Below are 587 nucleotides of genomic sequence, written 5' to 3'. Positions count from 1 at the left end.
ATTATGAGGTTCATGAAACCTATATAGAAGCTGCTCGACGTGAAAAGCGATTCAAAAATTGGCCCAGGCAGTGGAAGTTAAATTTGATTAAGAACCTAAATACAGAATGGCATGATCTTTATGAAGAAATTTGCCACTGATTAAGATCGGCTGGTTGCCGCGAACAAGTCGCGGCACGTAGCCGGTGGGGATGAATTGTCAACACGCCCTAGTATTTAAGTTTGATTTTTTTAGAGATATTAATCCAGAAACAGATACTCTATTCCAGTGGTTTCTTGATGAATTAGAAACGTGTATTGAAGAAATACCCAAATACCAACCCAGAAGAAAAGGATCGATTAATGAAGCCACTGTCTTAATTAAATCGATATGCGCTAATGAGGCACTTCTAGCCGAAGTATTAAAAAGAGGAAAAATTAAAGAAGTTATTTATAGGCATTATATTTTTCAGATTATTAATAACCTCTTTGATGTGGAAAAAATAACAGCCAATCCTCTGGAATTCCTTAACACATATTTTCCTGACATCAAAGAACACCTTAAAACGGAACCAATATTGGTGGAGGAAGGCGGTGAGGGGAAAAAAT

At 36.8% G+C, this 587-nt stretch carries 1 protein-coding gene and 1 pseudogene; both read left to right on the top strand.

The genetic code is table 11. The features are described 5' to 3' along the window. Nucleotides 1–140, top strand: a 140-nt coding sequence (locus OQJ26_RS19335) for a GIY-YIG nuclease family protein (protein WP_463605700.1), incomplete at its 5' end; no start/stop codon positions are given. Nucleotides 141–190: 50 nt separating this feature from the next. Then, nucleotides 191–587 (top strand): annotated as a pseudogene (locus OQJ26_RS19330) (hypothetical protein); the annotation flags it as partial.

This window comes from Legionella sheltonii, from assembly GCF_026191355.1.
Taxonomy (GTDB): domain Bacteria; phylum Pseudomonadota; class Gammaproteobacteria; order Legionellales; family Legionellaceae; genus Legionella; species Legionella sheltonii.
This window is presented reverse-complemented; position numbering and strand designations above follow the sequence as displayed.